General features: G+C 53.7%; 15 protein-coding genes. 6 read left to right on the top strand and 9 right to left on the bottom strand.

Features of this window, described 5'->3' with window-relative positions:
- Window positions 1–285 precede the first annotated feature (285 nt).
- The gene (locus NYE69_RS09575) at window positions 286–1,041 is read left to right on the top strand and encodes an SGNH/GDSL hydrolase family protein (protein ID WP_328273026.1); all 756 of its coding nucleotides are present in this window, start codon (window positions 286–288) and stop codon (window positions 1,039–1,041) included.
- Between the two features lie 122 nt (window positions 1,042–1,163).
- On the opposite strand, the gene NYE69_RS09570 is transcribed toward NYE69_RS09575, so the two are convergent.
- Both NYE69_RS09570 and NYE69_RS09565 read right to left on the bottom strand, forming a co-directional pair.
- Window positions 1,164–1,346 carry a hypothetical protein gene (locus NYE69_RS09570; protein WP_328273025.1) on the bottom strand — a complete coding sequence of 61 codons (183 nt, stop codon included), beginning with the start codon at window positions 1,344–1,346 and terminating at the stop codon, window positions 1,164–1,166.
- A 119-nt stretch (window positions 1,347–1,465) separates the two neighbouring features.
- Window positions 1,466–1,972: a CYTH domain-containing protein gene (locus NYE69_RS09565; RefSeq protein ID WP_036625587.1), complete on the bottom strand. Its 507-nt coding sequence runs from the start codon at window positions 1,970–1,972 to the stop codon at window positions 1,466–1,468.
- A gap of 193 nt (window positions 1,973–2,165) precedes the next feature.
- On the opposite strand from NYE69_RS09565, the gene NYE69_RS09560 reads away from it, so the two are divergent.
- Window positions 2,166–3,098, top strand: a complete 933-nt coding sequence (locus NYE69_RS09560) for an aldo/keto reductase (RefSeq protein WP_340925959.1) — start codon at window positions 2,166–2,168, stop codon at window positions 3,096–3,098.
- Window positions 3,099–3,185: 87 nt separating this feature from the next.
- Here NYE69_RS09560 and NYE69_RS09555 read toward each other — a convergent pair whose 3' ends face one another.
- The 3 genes from NYE69_RS09555 to NYE69_RS09545 all read right to left on the bottom strand — a co-directional run bounded on the left by NYE69_RS09555 (window position 3,186) and on the right by NYE69_RS09545 (window position 7,078).
- Window positions 3,186–4,928 (bottom strand): DUF4153 domain-containing protein, encoded by a 1,743-nt coding sequence (locus NYE69_RS09555; RefSeq protein ID WP_316560883.1) that lies wholly within the window; start codon window positions 4,926–4,928, stop codon window positions 3,186–3,188.
- A 141-nt stretch (window positions 4,929–5,069) separates the two neighbouring features.
- Window positions 5,070–6,584, bottom strand: a complete 1,515-nt coding sequence (locus NYE69_RS09550; RefSeq protein WP_328273021.1) for a PH domain-containing protein — start codon at window positions 6,582–6,584, stop codon at window positions 5,070–5,072.
- Complete coding sequence (locus NYE69_RS09545; protein ID WP_340925958.1) at window positions 6,581–7,078, bottom strand: PH domain-containing protein; 498 nt, start codon at window positions 7,076–7,078, stop codon at window positions 6,581–6,583. The genes NYE69_RS09550 and NYE69_RS09545 overlap by 4 nt, the downstream gene beginning before the upstream one ends.
- 163 nt (window positions 7,079–7,241) lie before the next feature.
- Here NYE69_RS09545 and NYE69_RS09540 point away from each other — a divergent pair, with 163 nt between their 5' ends.
- The 4 genes from NYE69_RS09540 to NYE69_RS09525 all read left to right on the top strand — a co-directional run bounded on the left by NYE69_RS09540 (window position 7,242) and on the right by NYE69_RS09525 (window position 10,343).
- Complete coding sequence (locus NYE69_RS09540) at window positions 7,242–7,814, top strand: DUF2975 domain-containing protein (RefSeq protein ID WP_328273019.1); 573 nt, start codon at window positions 7,242–7,244, stop codon at window positions 7,812–7,814.
- Window positions 7,815–7,835: 21 nt separating this feature from the next.
- Entirely contained in the window at window positions 7,836–8,075 is a 240-nt protein-coding gene (locus NYE69_RS09535) for a helix-turn-helix domain-containing protein (protein ID WP_328273018.1), read from the top strand.
- A gap of 180 nt (window positions 8,076–8,255) precedes the next feature.
- Window positions 8,256–8,897: a hypothetical protein gene (locus NYE69_RS09530; protein ID WP_328273017.1), complete on the top strand. Its 642-nt coding sequence runs from the start codon at window positions 8,256–8,258 to the stop codon at window positions 8,895–8,897.
- Window positions 8,898–9,410: 513 nt separating this feature from the next.
- The gene (locus NYE69_RS09525; RefSeq protein WP_328273015.1) at window positions 9,411–10,343 is read left to right on the top strand and encodes an S-layer homology domain-containing protein; all 933 of its coding nucleotides are present in this window, start codon (window positions 9,411–9,413) and stop codon (window positions 10,341–10,343) included.
- A gap of 132 nt (window positions 10,344–10,475) precedes the next feature.
- Here the strand turns inward: NYE69_RS09525 and NYE69_RS09520 are convergent, their stop codons facing one another.
- From NYE69_RS09520 to NYE69_RS09505, 4 genes are all read right to left on the bottom strand, one after another.
- Entirely contained in the window at window positions 10,476–12,356 is a 1,881-nt protein-coding gene (locus tag NYE69_RS09520) for a cellulase family glycosylhydrolase (RefSeq protein WP_328273014.1), read from the bottom strand.
- 55 nt (window positions 12,357–12,411) lie between these two features.
- Entirely contained in the window at window positions 12,412–15,309 is a 2,898-nt protein-coding gene (locus NYE69_RS09515; RefSeq protein WP_445744764.1) for a glycoside hydrolase family 9 protein, read from the bottom strand.
- A 284-nt stretch (window positions 15,310–15,593) separates the two neighbouring features.
- Window positions 15,594–18,038 carry a glycoside hydrolase family 6 protein gene (locus NYE69_RS09510; RefSeq protein ID WP_445744825.1) on the bottom strand — a complete coding sequence of 815 codons (2,445 nt, stop codon included), beginning with the start codon at window positions 18,036–18,038 and terminating at the stop codon, window positions 15,594–15,596.
- Between the two features lie 928 nt (window positions 18,039–18,966).
- On the bottom strand, window positions 18,967–19,731 hold the full coding sequence (locus NYE69_RS09505; protein ID WP_340925956.1) for an acyltransferase family protein: 765 nt from the start codon (window positions 19,729–19,731) through the stop codon (window positions 18,967–18,969).
- Window positions 19,732–19,820 lie beyond the last annotated feature (89 nt).

Raw genomic sequence — 19,820 nt, 5'->3', positions numbered from 1 at the left:
ATACCGTTAGCGCCATCACCGGTCCGTGAACAGCTATAAGGGCGGTCCGGGGCGGTCCGGCAAACGGCACCCCACACCCTCAACGAAGTGCATCGAGCACCCTGCAAACCGCGCCAGGCCGTTCCGCCGGACAAAAGCCGAAACTTTAAGCGTTTACATGAGGTTCAACGCGGTGAAGTCTACTTGCGCACCGAAAGAAAACTAATCTACAATAGGGGTAACAGGCGTTTATATTACGGACCGAGCGACCTTCCAAGGTTTCGAGGCTGGAAAGAGGTGAAATCTGTGAGCGAGGACAGCAGCGGAATTTTCAACAACGAATTTAAGTACATGGTGAGCGGCGATTCCATTTCCAAGGGCGTCATTTATGATGAAACGAAAAACAAATACGTCGTTTTGGAGGACAATTATGTATCTCTCCTGCAGAAAAAATTGAGAGGAGCGATCCATAACACGGCCAGGTTCGGCAACACGCTGGTTAAGGGGTTAACCAACCTGAAAAAGGACGTTTTGAAGGATCGGCCGAATTTTGTCCTGATCGAATATGGCGGCAACGACTGTGACTTCAACTGGAACGAGATTGCTGAACAGCCCGACGCAGAGCACAGCCCGAAAACCGACTTTTCGATGTTTGAGAAAATGCTGACCGAAGCGATCCAATTCGTCAGAAGCCAGCAAATTACCCCGATCCTGATGAGCTTGCCCCCGCTTAATGCTGACAAGTACTTCAAATGGGTCAGCAGAAACGATCCGGAAGCGGAGCAAAACATCATGAAATGGCTCGGAAGCGTCACGAAAATTTACTGGTGGCAGGAAAGATACAATTCGACCATCCTCAAAGTGTCGGAACTGACCAAAACAAAGTATATCGATGTCCGGGGGGCGTTTTTGGAACACCCCGATTTTACGAAGTTCCTTTGTTCCGACGGCATTCACCCCAACCAGGACGGACACCGGATCATCTTTGACAAAGTGCTTGAATTCATGCGCACGAACTATCGTTTCTTGCTTCGGGAGGGCGGCAACTTGGCGCTGGATTGAACCGGATGGCGCGGATGGAGGTGCCAGGTGCCGGAACCTGAAGATGGCGCAGATAGAATTTGCCCATGCGGAGCTTCGCGGGCCCAATGGAAAGGCATCGAAATTAGAGGCAATTTTTGTCCTTATTTCGAGAGTTCCCCTCTCCTGTATTGAATAGCGGCATTATTTGCCGTTATTGAAGGGCTAAGCTGGGAAAAAACAACTGTTTGCCTCCATTTTTCTAAAATAGCGGCAAAAAAGTCCTCTATTTCTACTGTAATACCTATTTGCGCGAAAATAAGATCCTTTTTTGCCGCTATTCCCATCCCATGATCCCCACAAAAAGGCAGACCGCGTGGTTCCCCGGCACTCTGAAGTTTTACAAAGAGACCTGACCCCAGGTCTCTTTGTTCATTGCATAGGCGGCAGCCTTATACATGGCGGCTTATTGCGGGCGCCGGCTTTGCTGCAGCTCGCGCCACACCTTTTTGTTGCTGTAACGCTTGTCTGTGCTGATGTCCGGGCCAAACCACTGCGGCGGCTGAAACTCCCGCGCCTCCGTCTCCGAAGCGAACTCCACTTCCAACACCATCAGGTCGATCTGATCGTAGCGGTCGATTTCCAGCACGATCCCGTTCCACTCGGCGGTCACCCGCCGTTTCGTCAGCGGTATCGCCCGGTGGATTCCGGTGATTTGCTCGTAAAGCCCCTCCGAAATGGAAACCTCCACTTCCTCCCGGGACAAACCGAAGCCTTTTTTAAACGTATGCGTAAACGTAACGTTCCCGGAGGCCGCATCGCGGATCTTCCGCACCCGCAGCTCCTGATCCTCATGCAAAGCCAAATACGTCTGATCGATCTCCTGCTCCGAGCGAATAATCAGTTCACCTGTCCGAATCAGCTCTTCCGGATACTCCGGCAGCAGAAATTTACGTTCTATTTCCAACGGCATAGCGGTGTTCCTCCTAGTTGTCGGCGGGCCCACGGGCCCTTTTTTCAGAATGCATGTTACCATTATACGAATACATACCTGGCGGGACAATCACTTTAAAACGCTGCCGCGGCCACCGGCCAAGAAGCTCAGGAGAAATGCCCGCCGGATTGCGGTATAATAAACTTATTAGTGGAAAAAGGAGGAAAAACGAATGGCAGCAAGCGTCAAATTAGGCAAAACCGATTTATATGTGAACCCGATCGGTCTGGGGACCAACGCGGTAGGCGGGCACAACATTTATCCGAATCTGGACGAGGAAACCGGGAAGCAGGTCGTACGGACCGCTCTGGAGCAGGGGATCAACTTCCTGGACACAGCGTATTTCTACGGGCCGGAGCGGTCGGAAATCCTGATCGGCGAAATCGTCAAAGAGCTTGGCGCCCGCGACCGGGCCGTCATCGCCACCAAAGGCGCGCACCGGATGGCGGGCGGCAAAATCGTGTTCGACAATTCGCCGGCCTTCTTGCGCCAGGAGGTCGAAAACAGCTTGAAACGGCTGCAGACCGACTACATCGACCTGTACTACATCCACTTCCCCGATGAAGCGACTCCCAAGGACGAGGCGGTCGGGGAGCTGAAGAAGCTGAAGGATGAAGGTAAAATCCGGGCGATCGGCGTATCCAATTTCTCGATTGAACAGCTCAAGGAAGGCAATAAGGACGGATACATCGATGTGCTGCAATCGGAATACAACCTGCTCAAGCGCGATGTAGAGAAGGAACTGCTGCCGTACTGCCGGGAGCAGGGCATCTCCTTTGTCCCGTATTTTCCGCTAGCGGCCGGCCTGCTCGGCGGGAAATACGACAAGGATACCAAGTTCGCCGATTACCGGGCCAATCACCCGATGTTCCAAGGTGAAGCTTTTGCCCGTACGCTGGAAAAAGTGGACCAGGTCCGCCGCATTGCCGACGCCAAAAACGCCGAGGTGGCCCATGTCGTGCTGGCCTGGTACTTAACCCGGGATACGATCGACGCCTTGATTCCCGGAGCCAAAAGGCCGGATCAGGTCATTCGCAATTTGAAAACGCTGGACGTGAGCCTAACGCCCGAGGAAATCGCCGGCATCGACCGTATTTTTTTCTGAAGCAACGGCGGAAAAAGAGGGATGAAGCCCGGTGATCCCGGGTTTCATCCCTCTTTGGTTTGCCCGATTCACCAAGGCTCCCGCTGCCTAGCGGTTTCTATCCTCCTCCAGCGCACGGACCGCCCGGAATTTGGCCCAATTGAACCCCGGCCAGCCCTGGCCTTCGGGTATCGTTGTCATGACGTCCCAGCGTTCATGCAGCTGGCGGTTCAGTTCCGGATCGGCCTTGCGGCTGTAGCTTACAAGCCATGGCAGCGCATCGGCGGACAGAGTCGTCAGGTAATGGGCATCGATTTTGCCGGTCGCTTCGTAGCGTTCAACGTTCTTTTTGGCGATAAAGAGGTCCATATTGGCATAGTTTACCGCAACGTATGCGGCCAGGCCGAGCCCGATAAAGCATTTGGCCAGCGGAACCCGCGCGAAGCGGATGCGCAGCCCGGCGCAAACGAGCAGCAGCGCCAAAAAGATCATAAAGGCGAAGACCAGAAAGCGGATATAGGTATAGCCGTAGGCTTCCTGGTACAGGGCCAGCCGCGTAAACGCCGACAGCAGCATGATGCCGGAGCATCCGACAAGGATATACAGCAAAGCCTGATTCAGCGTCCGCAGCGCCTTCCCCGCCTCGCCGCCCAACGTCAAGGTGCCGATCAGTATCGCAAAATTGATCGACGTAACCAGAACAAGCTCAACAAATCCGCTTCTCGCGTAATCGGCGTAAGTGCTGCCGTCCGGCAAAACGCCCCGCCACGCCCCGAACAAATATGTAAATTGGAGCGAAACGAACAGCAGATAAACGATGTTGATCGAGATCAGCACGGTAGCGGCAATCAGCGGATCGATTCTGACGGGCCTACTGCCCGGGTACGGGGAAGCGGCGGCGGTTGCGCCAGGCAGCGTTGCGCTTCTGCCCGCACCGCTCGTACCGTTGCGGTCCGCATCATTCTGAACCGTGCTGCTTACGCCCGCACCGTTCACACTCGCACGGCCCTCACCCGCTCCGCTCTGGACCGTATCGCTCTGGATCATATCGCTTTGGACCGCACCGCTCTGGACCGTATCGCTCCGGACCGCACCGGTCTGCCCCATCCCGTCCGCCATCGGGATTCCCCCAAACCAGTCTACGGGGTTTTCCCGCATCGGGTCGACGAATCCCCACAGATAGCCGAACAGCAGCAGGCCGAGCAGCAGGATCCAGATCAGCCGGAACATCACATCCCCGAACGAAAGGCTGTCGTTCAGCCAGTCCGGGATCGCCGAGAGCAGGCGGTCAAAGCTGCTGTCCGCCGAGGTCAACAGCCCGATTACGATGATCAGAAGCGGCAGCGCGATCAGCAGCCCGAGCAGCACCTTGCCGGCCGCTTGTTTGCGGCGGTCGCCCATTTTTTTCGTCGCTGCCGATTGCACGGCACGGAATGCTGTAGCCCAGTGCCGGAAGTTTTGCGGAAGCAGATGGTCGAGCACGTCAAAAATAATCCTTAAATCGCCCCACGACCGTTTTTTCAGATTAAACATATAAGTTGTCTGGGCAAAAATGAGGCCGGGCAAGGCAAGCAAATTCAAGGCAAAAAACACCGAATTGGCAAACAGCGCATACGTCAGCGACAGCAGCACGACCGCCGCCAAGGACAGCCAGCCGAACCAGGTCATCGGGCGCTGAAACCGGTCCCTGGCGCATAAGAACAAATACAGGTAAAACAAGCCGGCAAAAATCGGAACGGATACGCCGTAGCCGCCCCCGTAAAACAAATATTGATGCACCGCCGCCAGCGCAAAGCCGCCGAGCAGCGCCGCCAGCACTTTGCCGTGCGGCATGGGCCTGTTTTCGTTCATCCCTTGGATCCCTCCGTAACTTCAAGGTTCGTCGAACCTTTGATTTCTACCGCCCATTTTAATGAATAAAATAAGAAGATAAAGAGAAAGTTTTTCACAAGAAATTTCGTATTTTTAAAAAGGGCCAGCCGGACGGCGTCATCATTCAATCCTTATTTCCTTCGTTCTTCCCGCGTACCATGCGTAAAACGACCTTGCCCAAGCGGCCGGAACGCCGGGAAGCTTGTGCTGCAGAACGGGGCGGGCCCGGTTCGCGATATGGACGGACGCCAGCCCCCACCGGCGCTGCAGCGGGCCGCGGGTCACTTTCACTTCAATGATTTTCTCCCGCTTGCTGATAAACAGCCGGGAAGTCAGCCCTCCGGTCCGAAACTGCAGGAAACGGCCATGGATGGCATACGCCGTATTGAAATGATTCAGGATATTCCGCGCCACGGTCCAAATCAACAGCCCCGCCGCGGCCATCCACCACCAAGCCGCGCCGAAAACCGGCACGTCCGGTATGAAAGGAAGCCAAGGGAGGGATAAAGCAATAAGAGAAACCCAAGTCCATCCTGACTTAGCCAAACTGATTCCCAGGGATGCCCGGGGTAGCGGGCTCATTTCGGCGGAAATCTCATAGGAAGGCAGCATTTCCGACACAAGGCGGAAGGCATCCCGGACCGGCAAAAAAGGATAAAGCGAGTTGACCTCCCGTTCGTCTTTCCCCTCGCCGCCCGCGGTGATCAGCCGTACCTCCGCCAAACCAAGCAGCCGCTTCATCAGGGATTGGACGACCTCCACCCCCTGCACTCTTTCTTTGGCAATGGAGAACGCCGTACGTTCGATCATCCCCTTGTCGATATAGATGCGCTCCGCGTCCGAAGAAAGCTCAAAGCCCCCATATCTCACAAAAGTTACGGCGATCCCCAGGACGACGGATACCGCCGCCAGCAGCGAAAGTGTCGCCGCCGCCGACCACCAGGTACTCATCAGCTCGGCCAGAACGCCTTGAGCTTGTTGCTCAAGATCGAAAAAGTCATCGGCTTTGGAATACAGCGAAAAAAGAAGCGGAATCAGAATAAGGAAACTTAAGGAGGTAAACGAAGCTTTGATCAGGTCTTTCCGGGCCGGACTGAAATGCAGGGTCCGCTTGGAATCACCGGCGTCTTTGGGCTTTACTTCCGAGGCTGCCCCATCGCCGTCCGCCGCAGTCAAAGCATCCTCCCTTTTTGCCGGTCCCGCCACCCGCTCCTCCAGCCGGTCCGCTTCCGCATAGGAGATGACGCGAAACTCGACGGCCGCATCTTCGCCCTCCATCCCGGTTTCAAAACGGATGGCGGTCACCTTGAAAATCCGGTGAAACAGCGTCGTATGACGGTTTATATTTTGAATTTTGGAGAAGGGAATCACTCTTTTCGACTTGACGAAAACGCCTTGGTATAAACGAAACGAAGTGTCATCAAGCTGATACCGGCGCGTGAGCCAACTCCACAGGATGGACAAGAGGCTGATTCCGGCCAGGACCAGCAGGGCCAGCCTGCCGTATTTCACCCATGCCGCGTCCGAGCCCGCTTTAAGAACAAATAAAAAGAAAAAGAAATAAATCGCATTTTTCCCCAAGTTCCAGATGCCCAGCAGCATAACAAACGGATGATAACGTTTGGCCCGGCTCATTCGTCGGCCTCTTTCAGCTTGGCATAACGGGCGATCTGATTTCTTAGTGCCTTGGCCGCGTCCTGGTCCAGGACGGGAATCGTATGCGAAGCCCCCATCGTCGTGACCGTTACCGAGCAGACCCCGTACCTTTTTTGCAATGGACCCTGCCGGGTGGCCACCGCCTGAATTTTGGTCATCAGAATCAACTCCCCGGTTTCCGTAAGGATTCCATATTTCAATTGCAAAAACTGCTCCGAAATGGCGTAACGCCATCTGGCATACTTCATGGAAGGCTGGATAAACACGGACCAGATCATCAGCGGCACCTCAAGGACGGCGAGTCCGGCCAGAATCCATCCCACCCAGGAAACCCATGAAAAACGGTGACCCAGATAAAGCAGCACCCCGATCACCAGAAATGTGACGGCGCTTTCGACCGCCTCATGAATCCTCCAAATTTTCACCGCATTTTTGGATAATCGCTGCCGAGGTTCCATGACTTCGTTAGACAAAAAAGAACCACTCCTTTCTATCAAGTCTAAGTTTAGCAAAGGTTACACATGAAACTCAATATGATTTTATTGTTTTTCGATAAATTTTTATTGATTCGCAGTGCGACTTGTGCTAAATTCAGTTCCGGACACAAAGAGGTTACGAGAAGAGGAGTATGAAATCATGAAATCCAAAATGTTCTTCAAAGTGGGATCCGTTGCTAGCTTGATCGTATTTTTTGTAGCTCTGCTGATCGGTGTGCTGGAGGCGATAGAGCATGTTTCCCGTCTCTGGTTCGCAGGCAGCGGATGGACCGGGGTTTTGGGCGATTTTGAGCCGGTATTCAGCTATATCGATATCCATTTTCTTGCCAATCCGGAGCTTTACGACAGCAGGGCGTTTATCGCTTTATCCTTCGTTAACTCGATCAGCGCGCTTCTTTTAATCGCGTTGTCCGCGTTTTATATGCATAAGTTGCTGCGGAACATTCACCGGGACAGCCTGTTTATGTATGAGAATGTTGCCGTCTTTTACAAACTGGGGATCGTTATTATTGTACTGGGTACGTTATTCAACTACACGGAATCCGTTATGCTGACGCAGGCCATCGGCGAGCTGCAGATCGTGGGCGCCTCCATTCAATTGACCGACATCTCGTACGTGGACAGCCTAATCAGCGGATTCGTTATGATGATCATTGCCTCCGCCCTCAAAATCGCCGTAAACGCGGTGGAAGAAAACAAAAATACGATCTGATCGAGAAAGCAGGTGACGGGCGTGATCAGAATCAAGCTTGATGTCGTAATGGCCCAGCGGAAAATGTCGTTAACCCGGCTCTCCCAACTGGTTGGAATTACCCAGGCCAACCTGTCCATCCTCAAAAACGAAAACGGTAAAGCGATCCGCTTCTCCACGCTGGATGCGCTTTGCCGGGCGCTCGAATGCCAACCCGGGGATTTGCTGGAGTACGTGGAGGATGAAGACGGGAACGCGGGGCGGGGTGTCGAAACGGAATGATCCAAAGCAGACTTTTTGAACTACCTCTCTGAAGAATACTTCTAAAAAGGGGGCGGCTCTTATGAAACTGTACCAAAATTTGCCCAAATGCGGAAAAAAACGCTCGCAAGTGAAACATACCTCACCCTGGTTACGTCAGGAAGGCAAATACTTAAAATTAAAACGATAAGGAGGGACTTGATGCACACTGTACGGGGACGGCGGTTATGGTCTGGCGGCCATGTCCGGGGCCATGTCTGGGGCCATATTCGGGATTATGTTCGGGATCATATTCGGGATTATGTTCGGGATCATGTCCGGGGCCTTATTTGCGGCCTGATTCATGGCCTGATTCGAGGCCCCATTCTGGCGGCGGCCCTGCTGCTGGTTTCCGGCTGCGCGGGGAGCGAAGCTAGGAGCGGGAACGGCCTGGATAGCGAGCCGCCTCTGCCGGTGGTCCGTACAGCAGCCGATACCGCCATTACGGTAATTCAGGGGTCGTACTGTTGGAGCGGCACCGGCAAGTCCGGGAAGACGGGCCAGGGAGTCTGCGTGGATTACGCCAGCCCGAGCGAAATGGCCCAGGGCAAACCGGCCGCGGCGGCAAGCCCCGGGGAGAAGATAACGTTCCGGTTCGACAACGTCAAGCCGCCGACGGAAACCACGGTAACTTTATTTAAAGACGGCCGTTCCGAACAGGTTGCGGCGGCGGACGGTTCCTTCGAAGTGCCGCATGAGCCGGGAACGTACGTTTACGATCTGTTTGCGATATGGCTCAAGGATCCGGAAAAGCGCATTTCCGAAGGCACGTCTAGCTATGTTTTTTCCGTCCGGGTCGAATAACGAATAACTTAACGCGATGGAATGCGAGGCTTATGCGGGGCTTATGCGGGGCTTATGCGGGGCTTATGCGGGGTTTATGCGGGGCTTGAAGCCGCTATTCGGAAACTTGAATTTGCCCAAAGCCTTTGCGTAGAAGGAACTATATGCCACTCCCCCACTGTCGCGATATAAGTAACGGTGGAATCCTACGAAATGCAAAAGTGCATGCGGTTTTTATCGAAATTCCTCGAAACAGGGGGTTCAGATGCAAAAGTGCAGTTCATTTCTGAATAAAAGATACTTTTTTATCGGATAGCTCTAAATGAGATGAACTTTTGCATTTCAACTGCTCCAAGACGGCAATTTATAGAATGGAATGCACTTTTGCATTTGATCCATTTGATCCATTTGATCCATTTGATCCCGCCAGGCCGTCCTTCAATATGTTTCGACTGGCTGAAAAAAGTGTGCTTGATGATCCGCCGATTTCATGCTGCGAAGATTGAGTAATTACTCTTTTACGGGAGGCAACCTATGAACAACACGAGCAAATTCGCTTTCAAATGGATAAAGCTGACGCTGCTTATGGTCATCGCCTTCACCCTGCTGGTTGGCGGCACCGCCTCCGCCTTCCAAGACGCCAAAGGAGGCCGTGAGCAAAAAGCGATCGAAACCTTGAAGAAACGAGGCATCCTTAAAAGCGACCAATCGGGATATTTCAAGCCGAACCAAAAACTAAACAACGCTTCGGCCATCTCGCTGATCGTCGGCGCGTTCGAGCTAAACCTCGATAACCTGCGTTTCGTGAAAAAACCCGAGGCCAGCGACTACTACAGCAAAGTAAAAAACGACGCCTGGTACGCCGGAGCTTTCGTGATCGCGCTTTACCGCGGCCTCGATATTCCGAAGGACATCGACCCTTCGGCAAAAGTGACGAAGGAGCAGTTCAGCCACTGGCTGTTCCAGGCGATCTCCACCCAAGGCGAATACGCGTGGCCGATGATTTATACCGAAATCAAGGACGGCAAATCGATCGATGCGGATTTGATGGGCAGCATCCAGAAGCTGCTGAACGCAGGGATCGTGACGCTGGACAAAAACAAGAAGTTCAACCCCGCCGGACCGATCACGTTCAGTGAAGCCGCCGGCATGCTGGAGCGGGCGCTCGGGTTCGTCGAAGACAGCAAGCCAACCGGCACGGTGACCGGAAACTTGTATGATTTCAACTTGTCAAAAGACAAAGTGAACGGCGGCATCTACAAAGTGACGGTTTCGGCCATGGCTCCCCATCCGGGATACGGCATTGAAATCGCGAGCATCGTTTTTGACGGGGACAAAGCCGTGATCAACTACCGGATCACTGGGCCGGAGAAAGGCAAATTGTATCCGCAGGTCATTACCGAGGTTAAAGCGGTCACGTATATTCCGGACAATTACAAGCCGGTGCTGGGCGAAGGAACGAAGTGAATCCGACGGTCCGTCCCAACGGAAACGGTGAGTGAGTGAGTGAGATAGGCCCAAATACAAAGACGATTCCAGATCCGCCGGCAAGCGGAAATGAAATCGTCTTTTTGCATGCAAAGTTATTGTGTTTTCACTTTATTCAGGTTCTACTCCCCATACCAGCGAATCATCCAGGTACAGCGTTACCTTATCCCAGTCGGTATAAGCGGTTTTGGTCGGATCGAAGGAGTAGTCGTCCGCTTCGTTGAAATTGGACCAGTCGGATTTGGCCATCCGCAATTGAATTTCACCGGTTTCCCCGCCGGCCGAAATCGAGCCCGCCGCAGCGGTAAAGCTGAGTTCGACATAAGCGTCGGTAAAGGTTCTTTGAATGTTCTCGGCTCCGATCGGCGCCCAATCCACCCAAGAGCTCATGCTTTGCGTGCCGTCTTTCGAGAAGTAATAGCGGAGCTTCAGGCCGCTCAAGTCAACTGCGGTTGTACCGTTGTTCTTAATATTAAAATGCGGTTTGATCTGGTTGTCGGTCGGATTGGTGTCGGCCGCTTTATACTGCACGACCAGATTGACATCAGGCGCGTTTGAGCCTTCTTCCGGCGTCGCGGCCGCCTCGGCAGAATTGCCGCTTTCTCCGGCGCTGTTCACCGCGCTGACCACATAATAGTAGGCCGTGCCGTTGGCAAGTCCGCGATCGGTAAAGGCCGTGCCCGTGATCCCGCTGGCTACGGTCGTATACGGTCCCCCGCTAACTGTCGCTCTCTTCACATTATAGCTTTCCGCCCCGGCGGAAGCCGACCAGTTCAAGCTGATCTGTCCGTTGCCCGCCGTAGCCGTCAATTTGCCCGGGGCGGCGGGCAACGCTTCGCCTAACGGCTGCATAATCCGGTCCAGCATGGCTTGCTTCGGCTCGTTCCAGGTAACCCAATCGTCGAGCAGCAGTCCGCCCGTGTCTCCGGAGTTCGGGTTTACGCACCAATAAGTCCAATAAAGCTCGTTCTCGCCGATATAATCGACCAGGCGGTTCTGCCAGATGCCTTCAACGCTGCTCATGTCCACGCTCCGGCCGCCGAATTCGCCCACGATGACCGGGGCGATGTTTTGCTTGCTGATATATCCCCAGTAGGCGTCCCAAATCGCCGGCATGTTATCGGGGAAGGAAGGGTCCGAGAACCAGGGCTGGGAAGCGACGCCAGGGCCGTAATCATGGGCGGAATAAACCAATTGGTTCGGAACGTCCAACTCAACCGGGTGATTGGCGACTCCTTTAAGATTGCCGCCCCACCAGTAGCCGTCGCTGTAGCCCTGCACATTTTTCTCGATCCCTTCGACGATGATCAGCCAATGCGGGTTTACGGACAAAATGGCGTTGCCCGCCCGCTCCGCCGCCAGCTGCCAATCGGTGGCCGGATCTCCCGTTCCCCAACTGGCCGGACCGTGGGGCTCGTTGTGCAAATCGGCGCCAATCACCGTGTCGTTGCCGTTATACCGCTTAGCCAGCATCTTCCAGTCGTCGATCCAGCGTTGTTCGGAGTAGTCCGCGGTATACCAAAGCTCGGATTGTCCGCCGGACCCGGGACGATGGCGGTCGAGGAAAATCTTCATGCCGCGGTCTCCTGCTTTTTCGATTAGTTTATCCATGATCTGAATGGGAGTCAGCCCTTTTAAATCCGGGTTTTTGTCGTAGTCGATGCTGTTGGGGGCGGATCCGGGGTCAAACATCTGGTTGCTGTACGGCAGACGGATCAGATTGTAGCCGCGCTCTTGGATCTGATCCAGGACGTCATCCATGGACCGTGTCCACAAGCCGTGAGGCGAATAATTCGGCGTCTCGAATCCGAACCAGTTGATCCCGTTGAACACCGCCGGATTTCCGGCCGAATCGACGATCCGGTTCCCTGACGTATGGTAATAATTAGCAGCCGCTTCCGCATGGCCCGGGGCCAAGCCGGCCATCCCGATTCCCATAGCGCCTAGTACGAGCGAACCGGCCAGAATACTTTTAACGATCGTTTTGAACATACGCTCACCCTCTTTCCTAAAATGCGGTAAACAAAAAATCAATCCGTTCCATCCATCAAGGCTCGATTCCCCAAACCAGCGAACCGTTCTGATACAAAGCGACATGGTCCCAATCGGTGTAAGCGGTTTTGGCCGGGTCAAAGGAATAGTCGTTCGCTTCGTTATAAGCCGACCAATCATTTTTGTTGATGCGGGTCTGAATTTCGCCGCTGTCGCTGCCGGGAGCCAGACTGCCCGCACCGGCATTGAAGGAGATTTCCACATACGAATCGGCATTCTCCTTAGCTTCCGCCATCTTCACCGTTTTGCCGCTAAGATTGCCGCCCCCGATCTGCGCCCAATCGCAATGGAACGTTTGCTCTTTGTCCCCATCGACCGTGTACCAATAGCGAATCGTCAGTTCCGACAGCGGAACAGCGTCCGTACCGTTGTTTACAATGCGGAATAACGGCTTCATCTGATTGTCGCCGGCGTTGGTGTCCCCGGCTTTGTACTGGAGCACCAATGTTCCCGGTTGGCCTCCTTGCCCGGCTTGGGGAACCGCGCTGATCTGTGCGGAGTCGGCGCTTTCCCCGGCGCCGTTGACGGCGCTGATTACATAATAGTAGGCCGTGCCGTTTGTCAGGCCCGCGTCCGTAAAGCTTGTCGCCGTGATTCCGCTTTTCACCGTCGTGTAAGGGCCGCCATCCACGGTCGCTCTTTTCACGTTATAGCTTATCGCTCCGGCGGCCGCGTTCCAGTTCAGCGCCACCTGAGCATTCCCCGCTTTCGCGGCCAGGCCGGCCGGAACACCCGGCGGCTGTTGCGGCTCTTGCGGCGTTCCGCCGCTAGGCTCCTCGCCGACCACCTTCACTCCGTTCAGATAAAGGGGGATTCGGGTTGTCTCCCCTTTTGTGGCGGAAATCCCTTGACGGCTCCAGTCGTTCGTTGGGTCCCAATGACTCTTATATTGGGAATCCTGCTTCGCGATCAGGCCGAATTGGAAGTCCCGGCTGCCGTAAACCTCGTTGCCCGACCAATCCAGCTCATAGTAGTAAATCCCCGCCGCCGCGTCCACCGCATAAGGTCCGTTGACCTTGACGGCGCCGCCGTAGCTTGCTTTTTGCTCATCATAATACGTTTCCAGCGTGACGTCGTTGATGCTTTGGCCCGCCGCCAGCAGCTCGCTGATGTTGAAATAATAACGGGCGCTCATCGTTCCCTCCGTATGAGGCGGATGGACGGATTCATTGTGAATGGTGACCGTAACCTGGGTCCGCTGGTCGTTTTCCTGCTCGATTTTTCCCTCCACCCGGTATTCCGTTACGCCTTGTTCGGCGGGCGGACTGTCGGCCGTAACCGTTTCGCCGTTTCCGTATTTCAGATACAAGCCTGCAAGCGCGCCGACCAAACCGGCATTGTAGTCAATCGCCACCTCGTTATAGACGTAATCGGTCGTAACATCATTGTGGAAATCCTTCGCGTCCGGTCCGCCGACAAGCGCTCCCCAGAGCAGATGGCGGTGTTCCGCCGGGACTTCCATGTTGTTGGTCATGGAGCCGTGCGCGGCCCGATGGTGAGGATGCTTGGCCGATTCGTCCGGGGACGGGAAGCCGACGATGTACGAATAACCCATGGGGTTGTCCCCCATGATGTAATCCATTTGGCTCTTGGCCCAGGCCGCAAAATCTGGACGGTCTTTATACTTGTCATACACCAGCGCGCAAAGCTGGGCGGCCGCGTTGTACCGCGCCGAACCCCATGTGGTGAGAACGCCGAACCCGGCGGGCGACGTAGTCAAATACGTATTGTCATTCGCTTCCTGATGAGGAACCTTGCCGCCCGACCAATATTCAAGATTCCAGCGGGCGTAATAATCATATTGGGCATTGTCCGGGAACAGGGCCGCAAGCCGTACAAAAACGCCGCCCCATACCGTGTCCCAGCTGTGCGTCCAGATATTTTGCCAGCTATCCGCTTGAGAAGGGACGATTCTTTTGAGGTATCCGGTGTATTTTCCCGACGCGTCAACCGATACGATATCCTGTATATACGTGTTGTCTCCGGTCGCGGTATACAACCAGACGGCAGCCCATGACAATTCATCTTCGTCATAACTGGAATTATAAAAGCCGTCGCTGTTGCCGAGTCCTCTGTGCTGCTGGGCAAAGCGGTAAAGCGCGGCGGCCGTATCCAGGCACTCGTCCGCATAGGCAGGATCGGTATCCTTCGTATTGAGATACATCAGAGCAAGGGCGGCCGCAGCTCCGGCAGCCTGGTCGCTGGCGGGTTGATCCGCGGTCGCGAACGTGGCCGGACGCGGATATTTGTCGGGATCCTGCAGTTCGGGAGGGCCCCAATAGGTGTGATCGACCGTTCCTTGACCCACCATGTAGTTGAAGGCGACGACCTCACCCTTGTCGTTACGGAAAGTAGAGCGCAGAAAATAGTCGCTGAACCATTTCAGCTCTTCCAGCATATGCGCTTCCTGGCCGCTCTGCCGGAAAGCGTCCCTAAACTCGTAAAAGCTCCATCCCAGCGTCGATGCGGCATAGGATTGCGGCAGGCCGAATTTGACATGGTCGCCGGCGTCGTGAAACCCTCCGCTCAGATCGACGGACCCGTTGCCGTCGGGGTCCAAGATCGGCAGGTTCTGCGCGATAAAATCCTCCCGCAAATTCGTCATGTTCTTCGCGGTACCGTTCACGCCGAGCGGTACGTGCATGTCGGACAGTTCCGAGTCCCCCCGCCATTCCAAACGGCCGCCGGTAATCCCGGGACCGGATTTCTCCGCGTCGTAAAACCAGAGGGATTTTTGCAGGGCATCCGCATAATTGTAAGCTTCAGCGTCTGCAGCCATTGCGGCCGGAGAGGCCAGAAACGGAAATCCGCCGCAGGCAACCAGGCCGGACAGCACGGTTTTTCCGAGCCAATTTTTCCAGGCCGGCCAACGTGCTTTTTTGGTTTTGTTCATCATTCACAACCACCTTTCCCAAATTATTTCGTGGGTTTGTCGAATATTAATTTGGCTCTCACCCCCTTTTCCGCAAGGATAAATATTTTAATATATAAAGGAAGAAATTTGTAATAAAAAGTAAAAACTTGGCACCTTCATGTTATTTTTCCGTTCTTTTTTTGTATAGTTTAAATTCTTCCGCCGTTAGGTTGAAATTCTTCTGAACGATGAAGAACAAAGCGGAGAAGAACAGACAAGCCTTCCCCGCTTTGTTCGCCGTCAAGGCACATGCCGCTTCGTTATTACGGTTCTACGCCCCAAACGAGGGTATCGTTTTGGTAAAGGGTGATGTGATCCCAATCGGCGTAAGCCGTTTTGGCGGGATCATACGAATAATCGTTGCTTTCGTCAAAGTTGGACCAGTCGGTCTTGGATATCCGCAGCTGGATGTCGCCGGACTGCCCTCCTGGGGCAAGCGTCCCGGCCGCGGCGGTAAAGCTAAGCTCGATATAAGTGTCCGCGTCCGTCCCGGATACGGTGCCGAACGTCTTTTCAATGTTCGACGCGCCCGGTTGGGCCCAATCGATCCAAGCGTTCAAGTCTTGGCTGCCGTCCTTCGTAAAGTAATAGCGTATCTTCAACGTGCTCAAATCAACTGCCGTCGTACCGTTGTTTTTGATATTAAACTGGGGTTTGATTTGATTGTCGGCAGCGTTCGTGTCCCCGGCACGGTATTGCACCACCAGATCCCCGGTGCCGGTTCCTCCGCCGCTCGGGGTGGCGGCAACCTGGGCCGAATTCGCGCTTTCCCCGGCGCTGTTCACCGCGCTGACGACATAATAGTACGTCGTGCCGTTTGCAAGGCCGGTGTTCGAGTAGCTTGTGGCGGTAACGCCCGTCGCCACGGTCGTGTACGGCCCGCCGCTGGTCGTGGCGCGCTTCACGTTATAACTTGTGGCGCCGCTTGACGCCGTCCAGCTAAGCTCAACCTTTGCATTGCCTGCTGTCGCGGTCAGGCCGGCTGGCGCTGCCGGAACGGATATCGTCGCCAGCGGCGTCGCGGCAGCCTGGGCCGAATTCGCGCTTTCTCCGGCGCTTTTCACCGCACTGACGACATAATAATACGTCGTGCCGTTTGTCAGGCCGGTGTTCGTGTAACTTGTGGCGGCAACGCCCGCCGCCACGGTCGTGTACGGCCCGCCGCTGGTCGTGGCGCGCTTCACGTTATAGCTTGTGGCGCCGCTTGACGCTGTCCAACTGAGCGCAACCTGCGCATTTCCCGCAGTCGCGGTCAGGCCGGTTGGCGCCGCCGGAACGTCAGGCGTCTCGCCGCCGCTGGTCGGAATAGCCGGATATGCATTCTGAACCAGTTGAACGAATTGGTCATGGAACCAGTGTCCGGAAATCGGAGCACCCGGCAGCGCGCCGGTCAGCGTGCCGTTGGCACTGGTATAAGTCGGGTCGCACATTCTGTCGAACCCTTTGCCTTCATTGTTGGGAATTTCGGTGCTGGAGCCGTCCGATTCACCCGGAGGCTTCACCCATACGAAAGCGTCCAGATGAGAGGCCGGATAACCCGCCGGAGCGGCTTGCGGAGGCTGACCCATCCCGGCGCCGCTGGCATTGCACCAATTCCCGCGATGGAGACGCTTGTCGATGCGTCCGGAATTGGCATACGCATCCACCGTTGTTCCGCTGGCTCCGGTCGGACGATCCGGACCGCCCCACCCGTTGCGTGATGTATCGATCAGGAAGCCGATGCTGGACGGCCAGCCCTTGGCTACGAATCCGGAATACAGAGCCGCGGTGAAATCCACTTCGTCAAAATAGGGATTCCACTCATAATACTTGGCGGATTTCAACTGCATCCCGTTAATCGTCAAATTCGGGTCGGTCAGATACGGTTCCTCCAAGGGAGTCGTGTTGGCCGTATTGGTGATGAAGCCGTCCACGCTGGCAAGTCCGGCAGGAGTCCCGGCGACGACCGACGTAAAGAGGTCGATGGCCGGCTGCCGATTGTTGTCCCAGCCTAACCAGCCGGAGTGGCCGATGTCCATGTAGTTGTAGACGTTAGGAATAGCATGCAGCTTTTCGAGGGCATACCGCGTTGCGTCGCGGTAAATGTTGGTCGAATTGGCCTGCGCGCATTTCGGGTCGCTTAGGTTCGTCACCAGGTTCGGCAGCGAATCGGGTTCGATAATCGCGACAATCCGAATGTCGGCGTATTTCGGATCGGAGAATACTTCGACGATGGGATCAATATAGCTCGTTTTATAAGTCTGCAGACCTTCCGCAGTCAAGGGCAGCTCCCCGTTGGAAGCCAAAGCGTGACAATCCCGGCCCGGCAGGTTGTAGATTACGAAGGTGGCTACAATCGGCGTATCCCCCTGCTTCTGGGCAAGCACCTCGTCCATGGTTTCCTCCAGGCTTTTCCGGCCGCCGTTGGCCTCACCTCCGGCAATGGCCGCAATGCGGTCCAGCCAAACAGCCGTCGGGTACGACTTGACGGTTTGCATCTTCGCCTTCAGCGTAGTATCGCTAACTTTGGCAATGGAGGTATCTACGAACTCCGCATAATCGGAATTCACATACATCGTCGCGCCCAAAAATGGATTGTCGACATGAGCTTCGGCGGCATAGCTCCTTTGTATTCCAAAAGGCTGCAGCAGCGTCAGCGCCAAAGCAGCAACCGCAGTCATCGCCACCGTTCGTTTGAAAAGTTTGGATAACATGGAATCACTCCTCATCATGGATTGTTTACTTCAGTTCTTCATACCAGCACAGCATTCCGGTACGCCGTCACCTTGTCCCAATCGGTATAAGAGGTCACCATCCTTTGAAACACCTCATCCGCCTTCCCGAAACGTAAATTTAGCCCTCACCTCCTTTTTTGCATGGCATTATTCCAATCCGAACCGACGTTTTATCGGGCCGAAGGAATACCTGGTAAAAGCTCATAACATCCTGCTGCGATCTAACGCTTGTCCTGTCAGCTGCTGGGCTTGTCCGCTTTAAGTTGAATTCACTGGAAAAGTATGCGCTTTCAAAAGTGAAATGAAATGGAGGGTTAATGAACAAAAGAAGAATAAGTAGCAGAATAGTAAAATCTTGGCACTTTCATCTTAATTTTTCTGTTCTGCTTTTGTATAGTTTAAATTCTTCCGTAATTGAGTTGAAAATCTTCTGACCGGCCCTGACGGGCGCCACGAACTATTGACGGGTAGGGGGATCAGGCGCTTGACAGGGAGGGCCAGTAACCGATCGTGGCAAGAAATATCGGCAGATCAATATCCGCTGTCCGGACGCTTTGCACGATTATCCCATTTGATCCGGAAGCAGAGAGGAGGAGAAGTTCAGGAGAAAAAATAGGTTTGGGAGAAGCAGACATGTTCGAGATCGCTAGACAGGTTTGTGGGAAGGAGGTTTAGGAGAAGTAAAAGCAGTCCCGACGGGAGGAATGGGGCAAGGCACCGGGAAAAATGAAAGGACCGTGATTAGCCCCCCTCTCCCCCCTGAACAAGAGGGATAATCGTGCAAAGCAGCATGCAGGGATACCAAGACATGAAAGCTATAATTTATTTTGTCAAGCACTGATCACGAATCGTTAGTACTCATTTTAGTATTATAGTTTGATTAAACACTGGTCAACAGGATCGTGGTGTCGTACAAAAATAGTTATGCGGTCATCTTTATTTCGACTTTTCGAGCTAGTTTTAATGCCCCTTGATCGATATATTTCATATAATAATGCGACAAAATAAATAAGGGCACCATAGAAACCATAAACGTAATTGCATAGGCAAGATTATAACTAAAATAATGAATCACTTTACTAAACAGGAACGCGGAGAACGTATTTAGGAAAGTGAAATGAATGAGGTAAAGGGAAAACGAAATCTGTCCCAAGTAAGCAAACGGTTTCCATCCAAACACATGCTGCAGCACTTTTAAACGAAGCAGAGCAAACAAAATCATAGCAGAACCTACGGTTCGGGCAAGAAGCCGCGGATCGATGTTAAATTGAATCCATGCATTGATATTTTTTGTCCACACTTCTATCGGTTCGTACATCGTCCCCATTAATGAAGTATAAGGCGCCGAACCTAAGTAAATCCCCATGAAAAGCACAAGTACTGCCGTTATTTTACTTTGGACCCATTTGTGCTTAAGCAAATCGGCCAGCAGCATTCCCCACAAAAAAGCGACAAAATAGGTTTGAATCAAAGCAATGGATAAGACCGCATACACCATCCATCTTTTTTTCACTCGTCCGAATAATGCAAGAAAACCGAAAATTAAAAAAGAACCTAATAGCTCATAGCCCATTGTCCAAAGGACTGGATTGTAAGGATGTGCATCAAACCGGAAAAATGGATCAAAAATAGCAGCCTTGATAACGGTATATATATTTGTATCTAAAGCGTAGTAGTCCTTTTTCATATCCGTCCATGTTGTTCCCCATATTTCTTGGCAAATGCCGCGAGTCCCCTGATGCCTTCCAAATAGAACAGCTTTTTCTCGGATGTCTC

This window comes from Paenibacillus sp. FSL R5-0527 (assembly GCF_038008055.1).
GTDB lineage: Bacteria > Bacillota > Bacilli > Paenibacillales > Paenibacillaceae > Fontibacillus > Fontibacillus macerans.
This window is presented reverse-complemented; position numbering and strand designations above follow the sequence as displayed.